We start from the raw sequence: 24,306 nt of genomic DNA on the forward strand, positions 1-24,306 counted from the left end.
ACAGAATGAATCAGAGCATCCACTAAAAGAAGAACGTCAAACAACCTTGCATTTGAAACGGGTAACACCAAATGGTGGCCCAACCAGCTAAACATCGAATCGTCCTTGTGGAGTGACACGCTTTTTCACGGATAAGCCTCTACTATGGAAGGGATCCAGGAGGAATGCACATCTATCTCTCTGACAAAGAGATTATAGCACGATGTTTAAAAAATTCAATGTCTGGTGTCACTGATTCATCTGAACAATAGATTTAAAGTTGTCAAAGAACATTCGGGTGGGTTTTTGAGCCCTAACCCTATATTTATCTTACAAGGATGAAAGTAAAATTGTTTTTATTAATGGCATTTATAAGCATATTATTCACCCAGAATATTATTTTCCTCTATTGCATGTCCTCTAAGGTATTCATCGACGGTCATCCGCTTGCTGTTTTGAAATTGCACCACCTGAATATTTAACAACTTGTCCCCTGTGCATACAAGCAAACCGTCTTTATTTGCCTTTATAATTTGTCCAGGTTTCCCGTGACAATCCTGGTCTACAATCCTACTCTCCCAAATTTTAAAGTTTTCGCCTTTATAGGTAGTATAGGCAGTGGGCCAGGGGTTTACACCCCGTATAAGATTATAAATATCCATGGCCGACTTATTCCAATCAATTTTCCCCAGATTTTTATCCATAATAGGTGCATAGCTGCTCTCAGAGTCTATTTGGGGTATTCTATGTGCTATGCCCTTTTCAATCAATGATAGAGTCTCGCCTAGTAAATCTGCTCCTAATACTGCCATTTGATCATAGAGTTCTCCAGCTGTCATTTCTCCAATCATCAACTGCTTTTTCAGGATCATATCTCCCGTATCTAACCCCTGATCCATATACATCGTTGTAACACCGCTAATTTTTTCCCCATTGATTATAGCCCAGTTAATAGGCGCTGCCCCTCTGTATTGGGGTAGAAGTGATGCATGGACATTAATACACCCTAAAGGCGGTATTTCTAATATACTTTTCGGCAGTATTTGTCCAAATGCCACAACTACAATACAATCCGGCTTAAGCGCACGCAGCTGCTCTACGATCTCAGGGTCTCTCACTTTTTCAGGTTGAATAACAGGCAGATTATGCCGCAAGGCCAATTCCTTCACTGGCGGTGCAGTTAGTTTTTTTCCTCTTCCCTTTGGACGATCCGGTTGGGTTACAACCATCAGCACCTGATAGCCTCTTTGAATAATTTCCGCTAAACAAGGAACCGCAAAATCTGGTGTTCCCATGAATACTATTTTCATTTTAACCTCCTAATCTATAACCCTGTCCGTAAATAAAACGCCATCCAGATGATCAATCTCATGACATAGAGCCCTTGCCAACAGGTCTGTACCCTCGATTTCTATAGATTCTCCTTTGCGATTTAATCCCCTCACTTTTACACCTTGAGGCCGGCTCACATCCCCTGTAACGCCTGGAATACTCAGGCAGCCTTCAGTATCTATTTGTTCCCCCCAGGAATCTATCAACTCCGGATTAATCAATTCGATAATACCGTCACCTACATCCACTACTATGATTCGCTTCAGTACACCTACCTGGGGTGCCGCTAATCCGACCCCATCAGCTGCATACATCGTATCAATCATATCATCCATCAGGGTTACTATTCTGGTATCTATGTTCTCTACAACCCTGGATTTCTTTCTCAGTGTCGGATCCTCATCCTTTAAAATATTGCGAATAGCCATAAAGTTCCTCCTCATTATAGCATACTATAAGGGTTTATATCGATGCTGATGTTTACTCTTCTTATAATATCCTGTATCTTATTTTCCAATCTTATATTATTTATTATACCCGTTAACCGGCTGTGGTCAACAGCTTTGCTTTTTATTATTAGCTGCCACCGAAAGTTTTGCTTTATCTTAGAGAGATGGGCAGGCGCAGGGCCATAGATCCTTTTGAACGGCTCTATCCCTTCTAAAGAAAGAGAATTGCTAAGAATTGCAGTAAACTCCTGTGAAGCCTTTATCACTTCCCCTTCTTCAGCACCACTAAAGATAATATTAATTAAACGTGAAAAAGGCGGATACAAGAATGCGCTTCGTAATTGGATCTCTTGCTCATAGAAGCCTTTATAATCACTTTTGGTGGCATGCTGAATGGCAAAATGTTTTGGCTCGTAGGTTTGTACAATCACTCTCCCTGGCCGTTCTCCCCTTCCCGCTCTTCCAGAAACCTGTGTAATGAGCTGGAAGGTTTTTTCTGACGCTCTAAAATCCGGTAAATTCAAACTGGTATCCGCTGCAATGATTCCTACCAGCGTTACATTGGGAAAGTCCAGCCCTTTAGCAATCATTTGTGTTCCTATAAGCAAATCAATTTTGCCGGCAGCATAGTCTTTAAGTATTTTTTCCATGGATCCCTTACGACTGGTGGTATCCAGATCCAATCTGGCCACTACAGCCTCTGGAAAACAGTCCTTGGTTATCTTTTCTACTTTCTCGGTACCAATGCCAAAATATTTAATATACTTACTCCCACATTGCATGCAGCTTGTCGGCGGTTTTTGAGCCTGCCCGCAATAATGACAGGTTAGATGATGGGCATTCTTATGATAAGTCAAAGCAATCTCACACTGAGGGCATTTCACAACAAATCCACATTTTCTACAGGAAATAAAAGTAGAATAACCTCTTCGGTTTAAAAACAAAATGGTTTGCTCTTTTCTTTTCAAATTATCTTTGATTGCTTGGTAAAGAGCCTCACTAAATATACTCTTATTGCCCCGCTGTAATTCTTCCCGCATATCAACCACACTCACCGTAGGAAGGGGATTGGAGTTATAACGATTGATCATTTGGATTAATTTATATTCACCGACAAGCGCCTTGTTGTAGCTTTCAACAGAAGGTGTCGCTGATCCTAAAACTAATAAGGCACTGTTTTCCCTGCAACGTACCTCTGCCACTTCCACAGCATGGTACTTGGGACTGTAATCGGATTTATAGGAATGCTCATGCTCCTCATCGATAATAATCATTCCCAGATTGCGAAAGGGTGCAAATATGGCAGAACGGGCTCCAATGGCTATTTTAACCTCTCCATTATAAATTCTTCTCCATTCATCATACCTTTCTCCGAGAGAAAGCCTGCTATGCAATACTGCAATCTGATCACCGAACCTTGCCCGAAACCGCTCAATCATCTGTGTGGTAAGGGAAATCTCCGGTACCAGCAAAATCGCATCTCTTCCCATTCCAATTAATGCTTCTATGAGCTGTAAGTAGATTTCTGTCTTTCCGCTTCCTGTGATTCCATGCAGAAGAAAAGTTTGATGCTGTTGACTTTTTAGATATGGTGTTATTTCTTTCATGGCATGTTCTTGTTCCCTTGTCAGTTTGTAGGCCTGACTGGGCAGTACTTTCAGATCTTTATAGGGCTCTCTTCGCTTCTCTGTTTCATAAATCTCGATGAATCCCTTCTCCTGAAGGCCTCTGAGAGTGGTTAGACTTCCTCCTACGGCCTCTCTTAGCACGGTCCATGATGTAGGACCCTTTTGAAAAAGATAGTCTAATATTGATTTTTGCTTTACCGCTGTTTTTGGAGTGGACTTTATAATTTCTTCATAAGATTTATTTTCAGATAGCTGAATCATCTTTTCTCTTATGGTATTTACATCTTTTTTAAATAATTCTTCTACCCGAATCAATTTATGCTTAAGCAGCTTGCTTAGCTCTTTTAGAGCGTCTTCTACCTGAGATTGGAGCTGGCTTTCACTCAAGCTTCCATATTGGGCAAGAAGCTGCAGGATAGCCTGCTGTCTTTCCGTGGTTTTTTCTATTACAGACAAAAGATTCAAATTATCCTCAAGTCGATACACTTTTTCCTTCTTTAGGATTGATCCTGTAGGCAAAATACATTGAATTGCATCTACAAAACGACATAAATACTGTTGCTGCATCCACCGGGCTAAATGGATTAATTCCTTAGATAAGGTATACTCATCCTCAATAAGAGCATGTATGTTTTTTATGTATCTTAAATCTATATCTGCATGGTTCTTTAAAGCTACTACATAACCTTCAACAAGGTTATTGCTTTTTCCAAAGGGCACCATAACCCTAGAGCCAACACAAACCTTATCTGCAAGTTCTTCCGTAACTGCGTAGGTAAAGGCTCTGTCTGTATGGTTGCTTTTATGATTGATATATACTTCTGAAAAGTGCCCCTGCTTCATAATATTTCCTCCATAACTTTAGCATACTTCCATTATACCAAAAATTGTGTTCTTGTAGAAGAAAGGGGAAAGGAGCAGGTTTCCCTACTCCTTACTATAGATAGTTTTTGCCTTATCTAATATAATATCTGCCAGATCCCTCTTATCCATTTTTTCATAGTGCTGTATATTTCCAGATTTATCAATAATGGTAACGATATTGGTATCCCCTTTGAAACCAGCGCCATCCTTAGTAAGATCATTAGCCACAATAAAATCGAGGTTTTTTCGGTCTACCTTACCTTTTGCATTTTCTATAATGTCTTGGGTTTCTGCCGCAAAGCCTACCAGCACTTGTCCAACCCTTTTCATTTCACCCAGCTTTTTTAGTATATCAGGATTTCGCGTTAGTTGAATTGCAAAATCCGAGTCACCTTTTTTAATTTTATTCTCCGCAACCGTCTCAGGTCTATAATCTGCAACGGCAGCAGATTTTATAATAATATCTGCATCCTCATAGTTTTCCATGACCATACGATACATTTCATTGGTTGTATGTATGTCTAAACGTCGAACACCCTTTGGTGTCGGCAAATTGGTTGGTCCGGAAACCAATAGAACTTCAGCCCCTCTGGCAGCTGCCCTTTCAGCAATAGCATAACCCATTTTACCCGAAGAATGGTTGGTGATAAACCGGACAGGATCTATAGCTTCGCGGGTAGGCCCTGCAGTAACCAGAACCTTCTTTCCTTCTAAATCCCTGCCAGTAGATAAAAGCTTTAATAGTTCTCTTACAATAACTTCCGGCTCTGCCATTTTTCCTTTTCCAAAATCCCCACAGGCCAGTCTTCCTGAAGTGGGTTCAATGAAAAGATACCCCAGACTTCTTAGGGTTTCAATGTTCTTTTGAACAATTGGATTTTCATACATATTGGTGTTCATTGCCGGTGCTATGAATACAGGGGCTTTCGTCGCCAAAACAGTAGTAGTCAGCATATCATCAGCTATGCCTCCTGCAATTTTACCAATCACGTTTGCCGTGGCAGGTGCTATAAGAAATATATCTGCTTTTTGCGCCATAGATATATGCTCTACATCCCACGTCTTCGGCTCGTCAAACATATCCGTCACAACATAGTTCTGTGACAGAGCTTGAAAGGTTAAAGGCTGTACAAATTCTTGAGCAGATTTTGTCATGATGACGTTCACGTTGACACATTGTTTTCTCAATCTGCTTACAATATCAGCCACTTTATAGACTGCGATTCCCCCGGTAACACCAATGACTACGTTTTTACCAGAATACATTGTAACACCTCATTATTTTTCTGATTCTAATCTTCTATAGGTTATTTTATTTTCTGCAATTTCATGGGTAGCAATGGTAACAGGCTTGTTGGATGTAACTTTTGTTAACTTCTCATCTCCATCAATAATCTCCCTTGCTCTTTTTGCAGTAGCTACCACTAATGTATATCGGCTATCAACCTTTTCCATTAATTTATTGATCGGTGGATTTAACATAAACCTTCCTCCTTATATTTTAATATGATTTCTTCTATATCTTTTGTAACTTTACATTTTTCTGCTTTAATAATTGCCCTAACCCTTTCCACCGCTTGATCTAACTGATCGTTTACGACACAATAGTCATACTTCTTCACGTAATTGATTTCTTCAAAAGCACTTTGAAATCTCTTCTCCAGCGAAGCTTCTGTCTCAGAACCACGGTGAATAATTCTTCTTTTCAGTTCCTGCATTGAGGGTGGTAGAATAAAAATAAATACACCTTCAGGATACTTTTCTTTGATCTGAAGTGCACCTTGAATGTCAATTTCCAGAAGAACGTCTTTTCCCTGATTTATGTGATCCATTACGTATTTTCTGGGGGTTCCATAATAATTGTCATAAACCCTTGCATACTCCAGCAGATCATTTTTTTCTATTAATTCTTCGAAAGCGTTCTTTTCGACAAAAAAATAATTTTCTCCTTCAACTTCTCCTGCTCTAGGATTTCTAGTAGTTACCGAAACAGATAGTTTAATTTCAGAGGTTGTGTTCAGCAACTGGCGGCATATGGTTCCTTTCCCTGCACCTGAAGGCCCTGATACAACAATGAGCAGTCCTTTGTTCATCATTAGCTTATCTCCTTCTACTTAGTCATTCTTCAAACTCTCAGCATGGTCCTTTGCACCATCATCCTTAGCGGTCAATCGATGTGCAACGGTTTCCGGTTGTACAGCCGATAGTATAATATGATCACTATCCGTAATAATCACGGCTCTTGTTCTTCTTCCATAGGTTGCATCGATCAGCATACCCCGATCCCGTGCTTCTTGAATAATTCTCTTAATTGGAGCAGATTCAGGACTGACAATTGCTACAAGTCTGTTGGCAGACACAATATTGCCAAAACCGATGTTTATCAATTTAATACTCATTTTTCAACCTCCTACTCAATATTTTGTACTTGCTCTCTAATTTTTTCTAATTCACTTTTCAATTCAACCACATGGTTTACAATTTCTAGATCATTTGATTTGGAACCTATGGTATTTACCTCTCTGTTCATCTCTTGAATTAGAAAATCCAGTTTCCTGCCCACCGGCTGATTTTCTTTTAATGCTTTCTTTAACTGATAAATATGACTGTTCAATCGCACAATTTCTTCTGTTATACTGCTTTTATCTGCATAAATTACTACTTCTGTATTTAGTCTGCTTTCATCTAGTTGTATAGAGTCCTCCAGCAGCTCGTTTATACGCTCTCTTAATTTTTCCTTATATTCAAGTACCACCTGCGGAGCTCTCTTTTCAACTGCTTTTATAATATCGGCTATATAGGCACATCTGTTTTCAATATCCTCAGCCAGCTTTTTTCCTTCGTCACTTCGCATATTCATCAATAATTTAAGTGCCTTCAGAGATGCGTCCTTTAGTCCTAACCACATCTGATCCTCATCTTCTTCTGCTGTCTCTATTTTGATCACGTCTGGAAATTTTGCAAGCAAAGAAACGCTAATATCATCGGTTACCTGAAACTGATTTTGTATTTCCCTCAGACAATTTAGATATTTCTGAGTCAATGGCAAATTAAGTGCAATGTCTGTATCGCCTTCACCGATATTTTCCAAGCTTATATATAGTTCTACCCTGCCTCGCTTAATTTCATCCTTTACCAGTTCCTTTACTTTCTCTTCAAGATAGGATAACCGTTTTGGCATTCTTACTACAATATCATTGTATCGATGATTTACAGATTTCATTTCAACAACAAACTGTCTTACATTATCGCTAGCTTCACCTCTTCCGAAACCAGTCATACTTCTAATCATATGTTTCATCCTTCCGTTTTTGTATTGGTTTGCATATGAAGTACCTTTATATATTCTATAATGAGCCTCGTTCCATAGCTAATAATTATATCATTTTTATTTTAAAATTTTAAGGGTTATTTTCTTTTTTCTTCACCATTATAGGTAAAAAAGACCATCACAAACAAAAACAGCTTTGCCCTTCATCATCACTCGATGCTCATTGTCTATAGAAATTTGAAGTTCTCCACCCGGAACTTTTACATTTACAGCAGATCCGCAAAGTCCTAAGCGATGGGCAATGATCACCGATGCGCATGCACCAGTACCACAAGCCAAGGTTTTTCCTGCGCCTCTTTCCCAAGTATCGACTAAAATATGGCTTTCATTAACGACCTTAACGAAATTAACATTAATTCTCTTTGGAAATAGCTCCATTTTTTCGATAGCTGCACCTAAACGAATAGTTTCTGTTTCTTTGATCTCATCTACAAAAATAACTCCATGGGGCACCCCCATCAACACAGCGGACATCTCTAGGGTTTTACCCTCAACGGATATGGTTTCCTTAATAAATTCGTTTTTGTCTATTTTAACCGGGATTGCAGCGGTTTCATAATTCCAAGATCCCATGTCTACTGCCACTGCTTCAACTTCACCATCAACGAGCGTTAATTCTATTCCTTTTATGCCTGCCAAGGTTTCTACTTTGAAAGAAGGTTTCGTAACAATCCCTTTTTCAAAAACAAATCTAGAAAAACAACGGATCCCATTTCCGCACATTTCCCCTCGAGATCCATCAGAATTGTAATAGATCATTTGTATATCTGCTGTTTCTGAAGGAACTACTACCATCATGCCATCTGCTCCGATGCCAAAATGTCTGTCACATAGTTTTTGGGCCAATTCCGATAGATTTTTGAAAGACTGTTTCAATCCGTTAACTAATATAAAATCATTTCCTGCTCCTTGCATTTTAGAAAATTCCATCATATTGTACTACTCCTTTTCTATCCTGATCATTAGGAACTCACTTTACTCCCGTACCGATTTACAAAAAAAATGCATAAATTTCAATAAATATTATAATATAGGTTATTATACAAAAATATTCTATTCCCTGCTATTCATTTACTATTTTTTGTGATCTTTTTCATAATTATAACAACTTTTAAATGCTATAAAATAGTGATATACTTTACAAATAAGTAATTAGTGTTTGGAGGAATCGTTATGCCCTTTGACGGAATTGTAGTCTCAGCAATTGTTAGCGAGCTCAGACAATCCCTTTTATTTGGAAAAATCGAAAAGGTCTATCAACCAGAATCCGATGAAATTAGTCTTCTCGTAAGAGCAATGGGAAAAAATCAGAAATTGATTCTTTCTGCCAGCAGCAGTCATCCAAGAATCCATCTCACCCATGAGAACAAAATAAACCCGGAAACACCCCCAACGTTTTGTATGCTTCTGCGGAAACATTTGCACGGTGGAAAAATAATGGATATTCGACAAGTGGAATTTGAAAGAATTATTTCCATAATGATAGAGAGCTATGATGAATTAGGTTCACTGGCTAAAAAAGAGCTTTTGATTGAACTAATGGGAAAGCACAGCAACATTATTTTGATTGACCAGGCTCACAATAAGATTATCGACAGTATTAAGCGAATATCCGGTGAAGTAAATCGTCATCGGGAAATATTACCGGGGAAACCCTATATCGCCCCTCCTACCCATGATAAAAGAAATCCCTTAACTATCTCAAGGGAGGATTTCCAACTGCTGATAGAAAGCAACACCATGGGCACTTCAGCGCATAAAATGCTTTACATGAGCCTGCAGGGAATAAGTCCTGTTACGGCCCGTGAAGTCTGCTTTCGGGGAAAAGTAGATAGTGAACTAACCCTTTCTCAAATGAATACTGATCACATTCAAGCCTTGTGGAAAGCCCTAAATGAAATCATCCTTCTCATACAACAGGGCATATACCAACCGAATATCATTGTAACAAAACAGGAAAATCAATTTATTGATTTTACAGTTATTCATCTGCATCAATACATTGAAGTTTATAGTAGGTTATCCTTCGATCAGGTCAGCACGATGCTGGAAACTTATTATCACCATAAGGATCTCTCCGATCGCATCAGACAAAAATCGATGGATTTGAAGAGGTTTGTATCTCAAACCCTTGAACGTCTCTTAAAAAAGTCACAGAAAATCCAAGAGGAATTGCTGGAAGCCCACAATGCAGATCAATATAGAATTTTCGGAGAGCTGCTTACAGCAAATCTCCATCAGATAAAAAAGGGTGCTGTAGAAGCAGTAGTTTCAAATTTTTATGATGAGGCAGGATCCAAGGTTTCAATTCCCTTGGAGCCGAAACTATCCCCCGCTCAAAATGCTCAAAAATATTTTAAACGCTATGCTAAATTTAAAAATGCTGTCAAAGAAAAAAAGCTACAGTTAGAGGACACCGTGTCGGAAATAAGCTATTTTGAAAACCTGCTGCATGCCATAGAAACAACTGCTGAGATACAGGATCTAGAAGAAATTAGAACAGAACTAATCGACGAAGGCTATATTCGAAAGCGAAAAAGTAAAGCCTCCGGTAAATCGAAGACCCCTGCCTCTAACATATTATCCTTTATTTCCAGCGAGGGTTTAAAAATATATGTGGGAAAAAATAACAAGCAAAATGATTTATTAACTTTAAAGCTTGCATCAAAGAAGGACTATTGGTTTCACACGAAGGATATTCCCGGTTCTCATGTAATCTTAGCATGTGAACAAAATGAGCCCTCAGAGACAAGCATTCTTGAAGCAGCTGAGCTAGCAGCCTATTTTAGTAAAGGTCAGTCTTCCGGAAACGTCCCAGTGGACTATACCCGGGTAAAGAATGTAAAAAAGCCTAGTGGTGCGAAGCCTGGTATGGTGATCTATGAGGATTACAGAACCTTATATATTACCCCTCGCTATAATCTGCCTGAAATATTAGGAAAGCCCAAGTCAGAATAGACTTGGGCTTTTTTCATTTCCTGTAAGATCGATTTATTTATCCTTTGGTAGAATTCTATTTGCAATGATTCCAATTACGGCTGCTAAGCTTAAACCTGTCAGCTGGATATCCTCAGTAATTTTAATTCCTACTGGTATGTCTGTAACTACGGAAGCTCCAATTCCAACAACCAGTATCAAAGAAGCGATAATCAGGTTTCTGTTGCTGGTAAAGTCAATGTTACCTTCTGCTACAGTTCTCATCCCTACACTGGTAATCATACCGAATAGAATTAAGCTTATTCCACCCATTACTGCTACTGGTATGGTTTGAAGCATAGCCCCGAATTTTCCAATAAAGCTCAATCCGATTGCAATACATGCTGCGATTCTTAAGATAGAAGGATCATACACCTTAGTCACCGCTAATACACCTGTATTTTCACCGTAGGTAGTATTTGCCGGTCCGCCAATAAACCCTGCAAACATCGTAGCCAATCCATCTCCTAACAGGGTTCTGTGCAATCCTGGATCTTTGAAGAAATCCTTTCCAACTACTGCTCCATTAGTAGTTATATCACCAATATGCTCCATAAATACGACGGCTACAATCGGAGCAACTACTGCAATGGCCCCTAGGCTAAACTTTGGTAGTGTTATAGCTGGCAGAGCCAGAAAATCTGCTTGCTGAATCGCTGTCATATCCACTAATCCTATGCCTAGAGACAAAACATATCCTACAGTTACACCTGCAAGAATAGGAAGCAGCTTAAAGAAGCCTTTTGCGAATATAGAAACACCGATTACTGTCAGTACTACTGTGATTGCTATCGGCCAGTGATTGGCAGCCATACGAATGGCTACCGGGCTAAGGTTCAGGCCGATTACCATAATCATAGGTCCTGTTACGATAGGCGGCAGATAGCTTTTGATCTTCTCAACGCCAAAAACCTTTACAAAAGCTGAAAGTAAAACATACAAAGCACCGGCTACTACAATTCCACCCTGAGCGTAGGCCAAACCGCCATAGGCTTTGTCTACCAGCTGAATAACGGGAATAAATGCAAAACTTGACCCTAGGAAAACTGGTACTTTTCCCTCAGTAACATAGTGAAACAGCAGTGTTCCACATCCGGCTGCCAACAGCGCAACTGCCGGGTTCAGTCCTGTTAAGATCGGTACCAGTACTGTTGCACCAAACATGGCCAGTACATGCTGCATACCCAATACGAGTTTTTTCTCTAATCGTACACCTTCAAACTGATTCATGCCGCTTCTCAGCTCCATTGTTCTATCCGTCATAAAAATTCCTCCTTTAATTTAGTAAGGAGGGAGATAAGTATTGCTATCTCCCTTTTCAGCCTCGCCGGACTGAATTAAAAGGTTGATGCCTTTTAAATATGTTTTTCATTTATTGTAACATCATTGATGTTATCAATCTCATCAAAATGTACACAAATTATTTCTTCTTTTGAGGTTGGAACATTTTTACCTACAAAATCAGCACGGATGGGAAGCTCTCTATGTCCCCTGTCAATCAAAACCGCCAGTTGTATAGACCTTGGTCTGCCAATGTCCATGATGGCATCCATGGCTGCCCTTACGGTTCTACCAGTGAACAGAACATCATCTACCAGGACTACTGTTTTGTCCTTTAAATCAAAATCAATGTTTGTATCATTGAGTACAGGATTGTCTCCTAACTTGCTTAGATCATCTCGGTACAAGGTTATGTCTAAAGTACCTACATTTACCTTTACTTTTTCAATGGCTTCAATCTTATCTGCCAACCTAACGGCCAATGGAACACCTCTGGTTTTGATTCCCACTAAAATCACGTCTTCTACACCTTTATTTTTCTCAATAATTTCGTGAGCTATTCTTGTAATCGCTCTCTGTATAGCCTGCTCATCCATAATTTGTGCTTTAAAATTCATAGATCCACCTCGTTTCAAGTCGAATAAAAAAGGCCCACGGTGTGTGCTTCGCTAGGGGAACCTAGTTCCCCTTCGACGACTGCAAGGCAGTCTGAGCACCCCTCTTACTGCGGCAGGGGATTTCATCCCCTACAACCCCTACATTTTTTATTGTCTTAACTTAAAATGTTATAAAATGCCTTAAACTTTGAAATTACTTTTATTGAGGCTCCAGCAAATTTATACTTTCCTAGACAATAAAAAAACTCTCTACCTGTGGGCAGAAAGCTTTATCTACATGGCAAGTTGCCGTTAATACTGTTGTAGAATCCTTCTTAACCTCACAGGGTTACTTTAAAGGTTTACTCTGTATATAAGATTAACATAAATGACTAATTTTGTCTACTGCTATTTTCTATTATTTGCAATAGCTTCTGAAAATAGTCAGGCAAAGGAGATTTAAATTCCATGTATTTACTGGTTGAAGGATGTAGAAATCCTAGTTCTTTCGCATGCAATGCCTGTCCCTGCAGATGGTATTTTTCCTTTTTTAAGCCATACACTGGATCCCCTACAAGGGGATGCTGGATATAGGCCATATGTACCCGTATTTGATGGGTTCTGCCGGTCTCTAGCTTTGCCTCAATAAGGGTATAGTTTCCAAACCTTTGCTGTACTTCAAAGTGTGTAACAGCATTTTTACTGTTTTTGTCAGTCACTGTCATTTTAAGTCTGTCCACAGGGTGCCTGCCGATAGGTGCATCGATAGTCCCTTTTTCCTCTCTTATATTTCCGTGAACGAGGGCAGCATATACCCGATGGATAGAGTGCTCCTTTAGCTGCTCTGCCAAACTTCTATGGGCCTTATCATTCTTCGCTACCATGAGCAGTCCGCTGGTATCCTTGTCGATACGATGAACGATGCCAGGGCGTATAACCCCATTAATAGAGGATAAGGTTTTACAATGGTACAACAACGCATTTACAAGGGTCCCGGAATAATTTCCCGGTGCCGGATGAACCACCATTCCCTGCGGCTTATCAACAATTACCACATCTTCGTCTTCATAAATAATATGGATTGGGATATTTTCCGGTTTTATATCCAGCCTCTCAGGCAGTGGAATTTCTATCTCAACCACATCATTTTCTTTTACCTTGTATTTTTTTAATTTTTCCTGTTTTCCATTAATCTTGATTTTTTCCTGTTCAATCAATTTCTGTATGAAGCTTCTGGAAAGTTGATCTAACTGATTGGATAAGTATAGATCCAGTCTGGTATCTTCCTCCTGATCGTCTACAATGAACACTTGCCTTTCCATATCCGTCTTCCTTTCTTATAAAGAGGGTTCCACAAAAATTAGAAAATAACTGAGTAGACAGGCCCCGATGACAATCGCCATATCTGCAATATTAAAAACAGGCCATATTCTAAAGTCAAAAAAATCGATTACGTATCCGTAAGCCACCCTGTCAATAAGATTTCCCACAGCACCGCCTATAATCAACGATAAGCTCAACTTTACTATAGGATGGAGACTGGATTGCTTTCGAATAAAAATGATTATTCCAATTAATACGACACTCGTCAGGAGAATAAAGAATAGCTTCTGATGCTTTAAGATTCCAAAGGCTGCCCCGAAATTTCTAACATATGTAAGGTGAAAAATATTATCAATGATGGCAATAGACTCATTTAATATAAATCGGCTTTTAACCATATATTTTGTGATTTGATCCAGAACAAGTATTGCAGCGATGATAAAATAATTCATCCAACCCCTCCCTCATATTTATCTATATGATTATAACATAATTCCACTCTTCTTATAAGTAAAACAGCAAAATTGACTTCCTTAATATTATTTCTCCCCCAAAAAAATCCTATGATCCAATTGAAATTTCTTATAAACCAAATAAAAAGTGAAGCAGTGCTCCACTTTTATATTTCTCCACCCTTATCTTGTATTTGTCTTCTCACAGTCTCTTCCTCTCCATCCTCTACCATAACAGAAATCATAATGTTTGCGTCAGCAATTTCAGAAAAACCTGCCATGCCGCTTAATATATAGATTGTAAATACCCTGTCATTCTGATCATTTACTTTCACCTATTTTCACTTCTTTTGATGGTCTGGTATATCCTCACGTTCCAGTCCTGGAATTTGACTCTGATAATATTCTTGAGAAATCTGCTCGACCTCTTGAACAATACCCCGTTCGCCATCATCAAAGTCCCCTATATGATCGCCTGTGTTATGTGAGGGGTCATTGGGGATATCGTTAAATCTAGCTACAGCCTGCCAGCTGTCCTCTCCGTCAAACCCGTTATAGTTTTCGTCTTTATCCTTGTAGCTTCTTCCAAAAGGAGGATACAATACTTCTTCTTCAACAGGTCTTGTATCTACTTCCCGGTGAATAGAAAACCCTTTCTTATCACAATCCATGCATTGAATTGCAGTTGGGAGAATTTCCAGTCTCTCCTCGGGAATTTCTTGTCCACAGGTAATACAATTTCCATAGCTGCCGTCAGCGATCTTATCGAGGGCCCGTTCAATTTCCTCCAGACGCAGTTCCTCATTGTTTTTTAGATTGAAATTCATTTCCATTTCAAAGGTTTCCGTTCCAAGATCTGCAGGATGATTGTCATAAGCCGACAACTCGTCAAAATACTCCCGCTGAGAAGCATTAGGCTCGAACTCATCCATTCGGCGCAATGTATCTTCCACACCTTTTTTTTCACGCACTAGCAGCTCTTTATAATGATCTAGCTTTTTTTTGTCCAAATTCCTGCCTCCTCACCGATAGTTTTCAATAATATCTAACAGATCTGCTATGTACTTTCCAATCAATGGCAGATTGACAGTTTGCCGCATGATATAAAATAGCATGGCAGCCAAAGCAGTAAGCCCGATGGCTGTACCTAGGCCTCTGGCTAATCCTCCAATAAAGTTAGTATACAGCAATTTTCTGGGATTATTTATAATATCCACGTAATCGGCTAACTTCATACGTTCTAAATCTGTAGCAATTTTTTCTAGACGGCGTTCCAGATCTTCTATTTTTTTATGCTCATCCATAAATTCACTCCTCCACAAGCTATTCTTTCTCTATAGCAATTTAATATTGTAGCCAGTATATGATTATATTTTTATCCTGCATAGATTTCCTATACAGCGCTCATTCTTTTATTACCCCGTTTATGTATGGGAAACGACAGAAAAAATAGGATTCCAGTGCAGAATCCTATTTTGATAGATTTGTATGTATTTTTCAAAAAACATGAATTATATGTGCTGTATCATATCTATTACGATTTCACTAGAATGATTCGCTGCATGATGTACAAACTCATTAAAGTTTACATGAGCACTGCCATCGGCCTTATCAGACATAGCCCGGATGATAACAAAAGGCACTTGATTCAGATGGCAGGTATGTCCAATGGCTGCGCCTTCCATTTCTGTACAATAGCCTTGGAACTCTCTCCATAGAAAATCTTTTTTCTCCCGGGATGCTACAAAAACGTCTCCGGATAAAATACGCCCTACCACTGTTTTGTGATTTTTATTTTCTTTCTTGCTGGCATTCATTGCAATTTCTACGATAGTTTTATCTGCCTGGAATATATACTCATCCATTCTAGGAATCTGTCCTAGCTTATACCCTCCAAATCCAGTAACATCAAAGTCATGCTCAATAACATCGGAAGAAACAACTATATCCCCTACCGATAAATCGTCATGAACAGCTCCAGCTACACCCGTGTTGATAATTGCAGAAACTTGAAAATTGCTGATGAGTATTTGGGCACATATAGCAGCATTGACCTTTCCGATACCACTTCTCACCAGAACAACAGTTTTACCCATTAACTGTCCCTTATGAAATTTCATCCCCGCAAGCTCGATCGTTTCCGTTAACTCCATTCTGCCTTTTAAAATATGTATCTCCTCATCCATCGCACCAATAATACCAATAATACCCATATGTTACGCCTCCTTTATTCTATTTCAATGATTGCTCTGCACCATAGATTAGCTTTGTAATGATTGTTTAAAGATGAAATCCTCGTTCCATAATAAACGAGGACGTATTGTTATTCTATTTCTTCACTGTCATTTATAATCTCGGCACAGCTGGTAGTAACTGCTTCTAACTGAGCTTCCAATAATGTTTTAAATCTCGTCCTGAAAATTTGCATTTGCTTCTTAACTTCCTCATGCTCTCTTCGTGCTTTCATAATTTCCTGATTCGCCTGCTCGATAATTCTGCTGGCTCGATCTTCCGCTTCTTGAACAATCAATTCGGCTTTCCGGTGTGCATTGGTTGCTACTTCTTCTGCAGTGCTTTGTGCTACAATCAATGTATTGTTTAGGGTTTTCTCCAGGTTAGAATATCGCTCAATCTGTTCATTTAATAGGGTGATTTTATCTTTTAACTCTATATTTTCCTTATACAGCTTTTCATAGTCGATAATGACGCGATCTAGAAACTCATCTACTTCGCTTTCCTTGTAGCCTCTCATTACCTTTTTAAATTCTTTATTTTGTATCTCCAATGGTGTAATCATACGAATCCCTCCCCTAAATCAGCCTCTTGATTACAATTTTTATTCTATCCTTTTTGGTTTTATTTCCAATCTCTTCTAATATGATTCTTCCTTTTCCTTTTAAGGAGATCATATCTCCTTCTTTCACTTCATAGGATAATTGATTGACTGCCCGCCAGTTCACTTTTACATTATCATGGTGTATCCATTTCGAAATACTATTTCTTGATTCCCCGAAGCCTAGGGCCAATATACTATCTAGCCGCAAGGAACTAACTGTTCCACAAATGGTTTTGGATTGCTCATATGGCTTTTCAAGTTTATCAAAAGCAATGGACTCTAAACTGACCTTGTATTTTGATATCTTTTCTAAGCCTATATAAAGAAAACAGCAAATATCTTTGAAGCCGATAAAATCAATTTTTCCTTCCCCAACCAAAATATCTCCAATTTTCTCTCTTTTAATTCCTAATCCCAGCACTGCCCCCAAAACATCTCTGTGGGTAATCTCTGTTTGTGAAAAATTACCGGTAATTCGGAGTGCCTCTAGAGGGTTTTCGAGGTCATAACCAGACATACTCTCAGGATAGATGGCTAAAACATTTCGTTCCGCATTCTCTATTCCTCCAAAAGTGCAATAAGCGACCTCAGGAATATTGGCCAAAACACCTTTGCAAAGGGAAAGCTGGCAGGGATCTAAAAAGTCCGTATAATGGGGTACATACTGTCGTTCTGCTCTTTCTGCCTTATCTAATAATCTTAAAACCAATAGCTTGTCTTGAGCATGAATTAAATGTCTTGTCAGCTTTTCCTTATCCATGAGCCGGTATCCTCTACAGCAAAGTAATAATAATGTTTCGCAAAATGCCTAGCGTAAATACAGCCAAGATTGGAGAAAAATCAATAAAACCCCCACCAACCCCTAATCGGATCAAAAAGTTTCTAAAAGGCGCTAAAATGGGTTCTGTCAACTGATAAATCAGCTTATAGATGGTACCATATGGATTCAAGTTAATCCATGACATAATAATCCTTGCTATGATTAAAAAATCTAATACTCTAAAGAAATAATCTACAGACTGTCTTAAAAGCCACATCAACTTCACCGCCTAAAGTCTATTTTTGCCAAGGAAATAACCCCTTATTTCTCAATTCTTCCCTTAGGTTTCCAGAAATATCCACATTGTTTGGTGCTAATATAAAAATCCCCTTAGATACTTTTTGAATGTTTCCATCCAATGCGTAAACTGCACCATTTAGAAAATCAAATATCTTTTTTGCTATTTCCTGATCTAAGTTCTCCAGATTAATAATTACAGGTTTGCGATTCTTCAGATTATCTACTATACTGGGCGCTTCTTCGAATTCGCTGGGTTCATAAATCACTACCTTCATCTGTGTCGTTGTATGTATATTTACAATTTTATTTTTTTTACTGCTCAGAGGAACGATCTCTTCCTCTTCTTCCATAGAAGTTTCTATAAAATCCTCGTCATCCTCCTGATAATCATCTAAGCCCATAAAGTACTTTACTTTATTGAGAAATTTATTCGACATATACCTTCTCCTTTCATCAACGATAAATTCTACTTCCAAATATTGCTGTTCCTATTCGAATCATATTTGCACCTTCTTCAATGGCCACCTTATAATCATTCGTCATCCCCATTGATAGGTATTTCATTTCTATACCTGACAGCTTTTTAGCACGAATCTTTTCAAATATTTCCCGCATTGCCTTGAAGTAGATTCTAACCTTCTCCGGATCCTCTTCATAGGGGGCAACAGTCATAAGCCCTTTCACCCGAATATGAGAGAAGGTTTGTAATGCTTCGATAAAATTATGTACAGATTCAGGCTCAATTCCAGACTTGGTTTCCTCTTGACCTATATTAACCTGTATCAACACATCAATGGAACGATTGATTCGTTCAGCCCGTTTCTGTATCTCTTCCGCAAGACTTATGCGGTCTAATGAATGTATTAATTTTACCTTATCAATAATATATTTTACTTTATTCGTCTGCAAATGTCCAATCATATGCCAGTTTACCGGGGAAACAAGGTCATACTTATTTATTACTTCCTGAACCTTATTTTCACCTATATCCGTAATGCCGCAAGCAATAGCTTCATTGATTCGTTCTGGCTCAATTGTCTTTGTAACCGCAATCAAATGTACTTCTTCCGTTTTTTTTCCTAGCTTCATGCATGTTTTAGTTATTTCCTGTCTTATATTACTGATATTATCTGCAATCTGGGACATGACCTGCCTCCTTGTAGTGTTAATAAATCATCTGTCCTTCCTTCACACGTGAAGGATTCTTTACAATCTCATCATAAAGCTTAATGGTATCTACTGCTTTCTGCTGGTCACCTTCTTTTTCATAAAAGATATTACTATGCACTATGGCTGATGTCTCATCATAACCCTTTACCTTTACCGGTTTAAAGGTAGCATATCTGTTGATATCCAATACCAGAACTCCTTTTTTTCCATCCTTCTCCAATATACTATCCTTAGGCACTTTAAGCCCCTCATAGTTTAATACAATTGCCTCTAGATCTACACTTCTCAATTTCTGGAAATCGTCAATGTGTTCATCCATTTTAAAAAGAATGGCCACGTTATTATCATTTTCAATGATCTTAAATATCTGTCCCTTAACTTGTCCTTGTGGAAACTTGAATTCAACACTTCTACCCACTTTATATTGGTCCAGCAATCCCTTGTCCAGCCATGTAACCATATACCAGGTATTATTGTCCACTATTTTAAATAGGGGCTGGCCTCGAATGACCTTCTGCACCCTCAGATCTGTTATTTGGGGCTCTATTTTACGAATCTTTTCATATTCCAGTGTTGCCATATTGGATGAATTTAATATCGATTCATAACCATCAATCTGATAGCTGACAATCCCAGGCTCAGGACTGATCATCCAACTGATGGAGTTATTGATTTTTTTTTCTAACTGCTGCTGTTCTTGCTTCAATGCTTCCAGGTTTTTGCCTGCGAAGCTCTTATCACCTGCAATAATACGCTTTTTATCTAATTTGTTCGTTAGTTCCCGCTTCAGTTCCTCTACCTTTAGCAGGTCGCCTTTCTCATTATATTCTTTCAACTGGGATATGGTTTTATGAATTTCCCCATCCAGCTTTTCAATATCCCGCTCGAAAAGTGTCTCTTTATTCTCATTGAGATTCTCAATTCTTTGATTAATGACCTCCAGCTTTTTTCTGGTTGCATCATCTACAGCATCTTTGTAAATTTCAGCTATTTTGTAGCCTTTTTTAACCCGTTCTCCCTCCTGGGCAAAGTACTTGATTTCGCCTTCTTGGTTGGATTTTACCAATTTCTCGTTTCGTATAATATAACAAGTCATTGGATGAAGGATTTGTATGCTGCCGTATCTCACCACTTCCGTTTCTGCAGCAGAAGACATTACCATGGGCGCAAATCGGATCAATAGGTACAGCACAATAGTTCCAAAGAAAAAGTAACGAAAAAAAACTACTTTTCCTTTCTTCTGACTCTTTTTTTGACTCACTCGCTTCACCTACATTAAATTTGATTGGTTTCTATCACTGTATAATTCTTCATTTTCACATTTTTTCCTGCATATAACATGTATAAATTTTAATTAGTGACAAAGTCCTAAAGAATTAATGTCTTGTGTATTCAAAAAAAAATAGACATCCTCAGATGTCTAAATCATTTTGAAAAACTTCCCATATTTGCTGATAACTTTAAAATTTTTAATATCCTTAATAGATATGGCTTCAACTCTCTGGTGATCAGTAATGATTATAATACTGTTATCGGTCATCTTTGCTCCTAGAATCGTCCCTTGAAGTTTATGATTCTCACGAATACAAATTTTCATCTCATCACCCGCCATAATCTCTGCATTTCCCAGTTTAAAGTGCTTTAATTCCACCTCGTCTAAATCCTCTTGGGTTACGCCTTTGCAGTCAATCATAATTATATTATTCATCAAATAGTATTTTTCTTTAACTGTAACCATAAAATATCCTGATAGAGAAACAAAAAACAACATGCACAGTGAAAGCAGCAAATATTGTGTATACATGTCTACTCTCCTTTTAAAATTGATATAATAACTATATACTACACTTACCAGCCTAGATAATCAATACCTTTTCATAAACTTAAAGAGGAAAAAGGAAAATAAAAAACATTAAAGCTTCAAAAGCTTTAATGTTTTTTTATGGTCTGAGTGCCGGGACTTGAACCCGGGGCCTCTAGAACCCCATTCTAGCGCGCTACCAAACTGCGCTACACCCAGATGATCATATTGTCCTAAAGAAAATTTGTAATCTACAACTTTATTCTTGTGTCTTTCATGTATTTAATATTATAAATCAGAGATGTAAAAGATGCAATAGATTTTTCAATTTTATAAAATTCAGAATCAATGTCCACCGCCCCCCTGATCCATCCTTTTTATAGGATATACAACAACCTTGGATATTATTCGCCATATCTCCAAATTTTAGTAGAATATGCTTAAAAGAATCCATACACCCTAACATAAAATATAAAATAGATAGGTCTCCCTATCTATTTTACGTGCTTATAGGATAATACAGATGAGCCCTCCGCTCCCCTCATTGATTACCTTTTGCAAGGTTCTCTGCAGCTTGCTGCGTGCGTCTTCAGGCATCATGAACAGTTTATTTTGCAGCTGCTCTTTAACCATATCATGAAGAGACTTTCCAAACATATTGGTTTGCCAAATTTTCGTTGGATCAGCTTCAAACTCATTCAATAGATATTTTAACAGTTCCTCACTTTGCTTTTCAGTTCCAACCACTGGGGATACCTCTGTGGCGATATCAGCGCGAATTAAATGTAAAGAAGGAGCATTAGCTCTTAGTTTTACACCGAATCGATTGCCCTGCTTGAAGATTTCCGGTTCCTCCAGCTCTAATTCTTCTAATCTTGGAGGCACTAGTCCGTATCCGGTTTCTTTAACATCTTTTAATGCTTGCTCAACCCTGTCGTATTCCCGCTTAGCTTTTGAGAATTCTCGTATAAGCCCTAAAAGTTGATGATCTCCCTCTATTTTGTAACCAGTAACCTCTTCTAATATATTATAGAATAATCCTTCATTGGTTTTCATCCGAATATGAACGATACCATTACCTAACTGAATATCGCTAAGCAATGCTTCAGAAATTACATCGATTTCCATAAACTTGCTTGCCACTTCTCTAACATCATTAATTTTTGATACATCTTTTGCCCATTGTTTAACAGACTGCACGATCTTGCTCTTAAGCCAGTGACTGTTTTCAAGACCTTCTACCCAACCTGGCAAGGTAATGTTAATTTCCTTAATCGGGAATTCAAATAATACATTTTCTAGGATGTCGTTAATATGCTCCATGCTCATTCTTGCGCAGTCAGCTGCCAATACAGGAACTGAGTACTTCTCTTCCAATTGATCTCTCAATAAAAGGGTATCTTCCTGATTGGGTCGGGTGGAATTCAATAGAATGACAAAAGGCTTTTTCAGTTCCTTTAACTCCCTGATTACCCTTTCTTCTGCTTCAACATAGTTTTCTCTTTCTATATCAGTGATACTTCCATCTGTAGTTACTACAAGCCCGATGGTAGAATGATCGGTAATAACCTTCTTGGTTCCGATTTCTGCCGCTTCTTCAAAAGGAATCTCCTTTTCGAACCATGGAGTGGTAACCATTCTTGCCTTGCCATTTTCCTGATGGCCCATAGCTCCGTTTACTAAATAACCTACACAATCCACCATTCTAACTTTAAATTTAGCATTATCTTTCAAAGTCAATTCAATGGCTTCATTAGGCACAAACTTGGGTTCTGTTGTCATGATGGTTCTTCCACCGCCGCTTTGGGGCAATTCGTCCTTTGCCCTTTCCTTCCTGTAAGAGTTTTCGATATTGGGTAACACCAATAAGTCCATAAATCTTTTTATAAATGTTGATTTTCCTGTTCTTACCGGTCCTACAACCCCGATATAGATATCCCCCTGCGTTCTTTCAGCAATATCTTTGTATATATCGAACTTCTCCAAAATTTTCCCCTCCCTTATGGATTGAATTTTCATGTATTATTAATATTTATGTTTTTCACCTCAAAAAATGCTCACCCTTGCAGGGTTTGTTTAACAATATATATATATGACAAGGTACTTTCCATTATTCCAATGATTCAAATTGAAAAAATGAAAAAGATACCTCAAAATACGAGGTATCTCTTTGATTATGTATACTCTTACCACTCTATTTGCTGATTTCCTACAACTTCTTCCAGTTCGTGGGTTCTGCTTCTTAGCATAAGATTTATAACTGCTTCCCTTGCATCACTTTCCTGATATAAAATTTTATAGATCTCTGTGGTAATCGGCATCTCTACCTGAAACTGCTGCGACAATTCATAGGCAACCTTAGTAGTTACTACTCCTTCTACAACCATTCCAATAGATGCAATAGCTTCATGTGCTTTTTTTCCTTGTCCAATCTGTATACCGCACCTGCGGTTTCTGCTATGCATACTGGTGCAGGTTACAATTAAATCTCCTATTCCAGTTAACCCAGAAAAAGTGCTTATATCGGCACCCATTACTGCGCCTAATCGGGCAATCTCCCTGATTCCCCTTGTCATCAGCGCAGCTTTTGCATTATCACCAAACCCAAGTCCGTCACAAATTCCGGCCCCTAAGGCAATTACATTCTTCAATGCTCCGCCAAGCTCTATGCCAATAACATCTGGATTTGTATAGATTCTTAATTTCGGTGTTATAAAAATATCCTGTATAAACTCAGCAATATTTCTTTTATTTGCACCTACGACTAAAGTAGTAGGCATATCTCTGCAAACCTCTTCTGCATGGGACGGTCCCGATAAAACAGCAAAGGAGTTTTCCGGCAATTCTTCTTTAACTACCTGGGAAATCGTTAAATGGCTATCATTTTCTAATCCCTTGGCTGCATTGACAATGATCTGATCCGCTTTAATCACATCTCTAATGCTGTGGATCACCTGTCGGACCGCCTGGGACGCTACGGTTAACAAAAGTACTTCAGAACCTTGAACAGCTTCTTTTAAATCTCCATAGAGCCTAATATTCTCCGGCAGGATTACACCTGGCAGATATCTTAGGTTTTCTCTTGATAAGCGTATTTGTTCCAACTGAGCCTCATCACGCATCCACAATCGCACTTCATGCCCCTTCTTAGATAGCGAAATAGAAAGGGCAGTACCCCAGCTTCCTGCCCCAATTACACAAATAGTATTTTTCATTCCTCCAGCACCT

The 24,306-nt window shown here is 38.5% G+C and carries 27 protein-coding genes and 1 tRNA gene; 1 reads left to right on the forward strand and 27 read right to left on the reverse strand.

Annotation, left to right across the window (positions count from 1 at the left end):
* Positions 1 to 359: 359 nt before the first annotated feature.
* The 9 genes from fmt to dapF all read right to left on the reverse strand — a co-directional run bounded on the left by fmt (position 360) and on the right by dapF (position 8,516).
* The gene (gene fmt, locus BUB56_RS06470; protein ID WP_110940560.1) at positions 360 to 1,289 is read right to left on the reverse strand and encodes a methionyl-tRNA formyltransferase; all 930 of its coding nucleotides are present in this window, start codon (positions 1,287 to 1,289) and stop codon (positions 360 to 362) included.
* Positions 1,290 to 1,298: 9 nt separating this feature from the next.
* Positions 1,299 to 1,739 carry a peptide deformylase gene (def, locus tag BUB56_RS06475; protein ID WP_110940561.1) on the reverse strand — a complete coding sequence of 147 codons (441 nt, stop codon included), beginning with the start codon at positions 1,737 to 1,739 and terminating at the stop codon, positions 1,299 to 1,301.
* Between the two features lie 14 nt (positions 1,740 to 1,753).
* Positions 1,754 to 4,231, reverse strand: a complete 2,478-nt coding sequence (gene priA / locus BUB56_RS06480; protein WP_110940562.1) for a primosomal protein N' — start codon at positions 4,229 to 4,231, stop codon at positions 1,754 to 1,756.
* Between the two features lie 84 nt (positions 4,232 to 4,315).
* Complete coding sequence (gene coaBC, locus BUB56_RS06485) at positions 4,316 to 5,518, reverse strand: bifunctional phosphopantothenoylcysteine decarboxylase/phosphopantothenate--cysteine ligase CoaBC (RefSeq protein WP_110940563.1); 1,203 nt, start codon at positions 5,516 to 5,518, stop codon at positions 4,316 to 4,318.
* 12 nt (positions 5,519 to 5,530) lie between these two features.
* Positions 5,531 to 5,734 (reverse strand): DNA-directed RNA polymerase subunit omega, encoded by a 204-nt coding sequence (rpoZ, locus tag BUB56_RS06490; RefSeq protein ID WP_110940564.1) that lies wholly within the window; start codon positions 5,732 to 5,734, stop codon positions 5,531 to 5,533.
* Positions 5,728 to 6,348 (reverse strand): guanylate kinase, encoded by a 621-nt coding sequence (gene gmk / locus BUB56_RS06495; RefSeq protein WP_110940565.1) that lies wholly within the window; start codon positions 6,346 to 6,348, stop codon positions 5,728 to 5,730. Before gmk ends, rpoZ begins: the two co-directional genes overlap by 7 nt.
* 18 nt (positions 6,349 to 6,366) lie before the next feature.
* Positions 6,367 to 6,651: an extracellular matrix/biofilm regulator RemA gene (gene remA, locus BUB56_RS06500; protein WP_110940566.1), complete on the reverse strand. Its 285-nt coding sequence runs from the start codon at positions 6,649 to 6,651 to the stop codon at positions 6,367 to 6,369.
* Positions 6,652 to 6,662: 11 nt separating this feature from the next.
* The gene (locus BUB56_RS06505; protein ID WP_110940567.1) at positions 6,663 to 7,544 is read right to left on the reverse strand and encodes a YicC/YloC family endoribonuclease; all 882 of its coding nucleotides are present in this window, start codon (positions 7,542 to 7,544) and stop codon (positions 6,663 to 6,665) included.
* 138 nt (positions 7,545 to 7,682) lie between these two features.
* The gene (dapF, locus tag BUB56_RS06510; RefSeq protein WP_242946236.1) at positions 7,683 to 8,516 is read right to left on the reverse strand and encodes a diaminopimelate epimerase; all 834 of its coding nucleotides are present in this window, start codon (positions 8,514 to 8,516) and stop codon (positions 7,683 to 7,685) included.
* Positions 8,517 to 8,756: 240 nt separating this feature from the next.
* Here dapF and BUB56_RS06515 point away from each other — a divergent pair, with 240 nt between their 5' ends.
* Positions 8,757 to 10,541 (forward strand): Rqc2 family fibronectin-binding protein, encoded by a 1,785-nt coding sequence (locus BUB56_RS06515; RefSeq protein ID WP_110940568.1) that lies wholly within the window; start codon positions 8,757 to 8,759, stop codon positions 10,539 to 10,541.
* 33 nt (positions 10,542 to 10,574) lie between these two features.
* On the opposite strand, the gene BUB56_RS06520 is transcribed toward BUB56_RS06515, so the two are convergent.
* From BUB56_RS06520 to BUB56_RS06600, 18 genes are all read right to left on the reverse strand, one after another.
* Positions 10,575 to 11,789 (reverse strand): uracil-xanthine permease family protein, encoded by a 1,215-nt coding sequence (locus BUB56_RS06520; protein ID WP_242946237.1) that lies wholly within the window; start codon positions 11,787 to 11,789, stop codon positions 10,575 to 10,577.
* Between the two features lie 125 nt (positions 11,790 to 11,914).
* Complete coding sequence (gene pyrR, locus BUB56_RS06525) at positions 11,915 to 12,457, reverse strand: bifunctional pyr operon transcriptional regulator/uracil phosphoribosyltransferase PyrR (protein WP_110940570.1); 543 nt, start codon at positions 12,455 to 12,457, stop codon at positions 11,915 to 11,917.
* A gap of 371 nt (positions 12,458 to 12,828) precedes the next feature.
* On the reverse strand, positions 12,829 to 13,758 hold the full coding sequence (locus BUB56_RS06530; protein ID WP_110940571.1) for an RluA family pseudouridine synthase: 930 nt from the start codon (positions 13,756 to 13,758) through the stop codon (positions 12,829 to 12,831).
* Positions 13,759 to 13,773: 15 nt separating this feature from the next.
* Positions 13,774 to 14,211, reverse strand: coding sequence for a signal peptidase II (gene lspA / locus BUB56_RS06535; RefSeq protein ID WP_110940572.1), 438 nt, complete (start codon positions 14,209 to 14,211; stop codon positions 13,774 to 13,776).
* A 167-nt stretch (positions 14,212 to 14,378) separates the two neighbouring features.
* Positions 14,379 to 14,546, reverse strand: coding sequence for a hypothetical protein (locus tag BUB56_RS19350; protein WP_190014262.1), 168 nt, complete (start codon positions 14,544 to 14,546; stop codon positions 14,379 to 14,381).
* A gap of 6 nt (positions 14,547 to 14,552) precedes the next feature.
* On the reverse strand, positions 14,553 to 15,221 hold the full coding sequence (locus BUB56_RS06540) for a TraR/DksA C4-type zinc finger protein (RefSeq protein ID WP_110940573.1): 669 nt from the start codon (positions 15,219 to 15,221) through the stop codon (positions 14,553 to 14,555).
* A gap of 12 nt (positions 15,222 to 15,233) precedes the next feature.
* On the reverse strand, positions 15,234 to 15,515 hold the full coding sequence (locus BUB56_RS06545) for a DUF5665 domain-containing protein (RefSeq protein ID WP_110940574.1): 282 nt from the start codon (positions 15,513 to 15,515) through the stop codon (positions 15,234 to 15,236).
* A 207-nt stretch (positions 15,516 to 15,722) separates the two neighbouring features.
* Positions 15,723 to 16,424 carry a 5'-methylthioadenosine/adenosylhomocysteine nucleosidase gene (locus BUB56_RS06550; RefSeq protein ID WP_110940575.1) on the reverse strand — a complete coding sequence of 234 codons (702 nt, stop codon included), beginning with the start codon at positions 16,422 to 16,424 and terminating at the stop codon, positions 15,723 to 15,725.
* A gap of 110 nt (positions 16,425 to 16,534) precedes the next feature.
* A complete protein-coding gene (locus tag BUB56_RS06555) occupies positions 16,535 to 17,008 on the reverse strand; it encodes a DivIVA domain-containing protein (RefSeq protein ID WP_110940576.1) in 474 nt (157 codons plus the stop codon).
* Positions 17,009 to 17,021: 13 nt separating this feature from the next.
* Positions 17,022 to 17,807: a YlmH family RNA-binding protein gene (locus BUB56_RS06560; protein ID WP_110940577.1), complete on the reverse strand. Its 786-nt coding sequence runs from the start codon at positions 17,805 to 17,807 to the stop codon at positions 17,022 to 17,024.
* A gap of 13 nt (positions 17,808 to 17,820) precedes the next feature.
* On the reverse strand, positions 17,821 to 18,084 hold the full coding sequence (locus BUB56_RS06565) for a YggT family protein (protein WP_110940578.1): 264 nt from the start codon (positions 18,082 to 18,084) through the stop codon (positions 17,821 to 17,823).
* A 19-nt stretch (positions 18,085 to 18,103) separates the two neighbouring features.
* Positions 18,104 to 18,544 (reverse strand): cell division protein SepF, encoded by a 441-nt coding sequence (locus BUB56_RS06570; protein WP_110940579.1) that lies wholly within the window; start codon positions 18,542 to 18,544, stop codon positions 18,104 to 18,106.
* 16 nt (positions 18,545 to 18,560) lie between these two features.
* Complete coding sequence (locus tag BUB56_RS06575) at positions 18,561 to 19,253, reverse strand: YggS family pyridoxal phosphate-dependent enzyme (RefSeq protein WP_110940580.1); 693 nt, start codon at positions 19,251 to 19,253, stop codon at positions 18,561 to 18,563.
* Positions 19,254 to 19,272: 19 nt separating this feature from the next.
* Positions 19,273 to 20,538 carry an HlyD family efflux transporter periplasmic adaptor subunit gene (locus BUB56_RS06580; protein ID WP_110940581.1) on the reverse strand — a complete coding sequence of 422 codons (1,266 nt, stop codon included), beginning with the start codon at positions 20,536 to 20,538 and terminating at the stop codon, positions 19,273 to 19,275.
* A 159-nt stretch (positions 20,539 to 20,697) separates the two neighbouring features.
* Complete coding sequence (locus tag BUB56_RS06585; protein WP_110940582.1) at positions 20,698 to 21,081, reverse strand: hypothetical protein; 384 nt, start codon at positions 21,079 to 21,081, stop codon at positions 20,698 to 20,700.
* Positions 21,082 to 21,220: 139 nt separating this feature from the next.
* Positions 21,221 to 21,297 (reverse strand) — tRNA-Pro (locus BUB56_RS06590).
* Between the two features lie 288 nt (positions 21,298 to 21,585).
* A complete protein-coding gene (spoIVA, locus tag BUB56_RS06595) occupies positions 21,586 to 23,064 on the reverse strand; it encodes a stage IV sporulation protein A (RefSeq protein ID WP_110940583.1) in 1,479 nt (492 codons plus the stop codon).
* A 200-nt stretch (positions 23,065 to 23,264) separates the two neighbouring features.
* Positions 23,265 to 24,293, reverse strand: a complete 1,029-nt coding sequence (locus BUB56_RS06600) for an NAD(P)H-dependent glycerol-3-phosphate dehydrogenase (protein ID WP_110940584.1) — start codon at positions 24,291 to 24,293, stop codon at positions 23,265 to 23,267.
* Positions 24,294 to 24,306: the final 13 nt, after the last annotated feature.

Origin of the sequence: Geosporobacter subterraneus DSM 17957, assembly GCF_900142145.1 — a bacterium.
GTDB classification, from domain to species: domain Bacteria; phylum Bacillota; class Clostridia; order Peptostreptococcales; family Thermotaleaceae; genus Geosporobacter; species Geosporobacter subterraneus.